Source organism: Pelotomaculum propionicicum (assembly GCF_004369225.1).
GTDB lineage: Bacteria > Bacillota > Desulfotomaculia > Desulfotomaculales > Pelotomaculaceae > Pelotomaculum_B > Pelotomaculum_B propionicicum.
This window is the reverse complement of record NZ_QFFZ01000158.1, coordinates 1-719: the sequence shown is the minus strand read 5'-3', so window position 1 is coordinate 719 and position 719 is coordinate 1. Positions and strand designations below refer to the sequence as shown.

1 protein-coding gene is annotated in these 719 nt (G+C 43.0%); it reads left to right on the top strand.

Annotated features, from left to right (window positions below; translation table 11 throughout):
- The coding region (locus tag Pmgp_RS20005; protein WP_205078121.1) for a hypothetical protein at nt 1-719 on the top strand (719 nt) is incomplete at both ends.

The following is a 719-nucleotide window of genomic DNA, read 5'->3' as shown; positions in this document are numbered from 1 at the left end:
AGGGCAAAGTCCGTCCCAACCCAAACTCACGGTCGAGAAACCTACGTATAATTTGACGGTGTTCAAAGTACACTTTGGCAAATTAACCTTAAAAATGTACGATAAAGGCGAGCGTGTTCTTCGGATTGAAGCTGTGGCCCATAATACAAAAGACCTGCGCTGTGGAAAAATCATCGAGAAATTTTCTAACATGATTTCTTCCTTGAGAGGCATGACGATCCGGTTTCTCAATGTTTTGCAATACGCCCATATTTCTTTCCTGGATCAAGGAGCATTAGATGATTTACCTAAGCCTACCTGCCGTGGAAAGAACCGAGTTGCTGGTATTGATATAAACAATCCGCGAATGCGAGTAGTGATTGAAGCATTGATGTCTCTGGCACTTAAACCCGCAGGCTTTTCCGTTTCCGACCTGGCTACAAAAGTTAATGAATTGACCGGTTGGACTCATTATGGAATCCGCCAAGCTGCCTACGACCTCAGAAAAATCAGGGGCAAGGCTTTCATTGAACAACAAAACAATTCTCGCCGTTACCTTGTTTCTTCACAAGGATTTCAAACAATGTGTGCCTTGCTGATCTTGCGGGAAAAGGTTTTTAAACCGGTCATTGCTTCTATGGGAAAATTCCGGCGGGGTCCAAAACCCAAAAAAATATGTGCTCTTGATACTCATTACGAAAATCTTCAGAAAGAACTCTGCAAAACTTTTGTAACGCTCG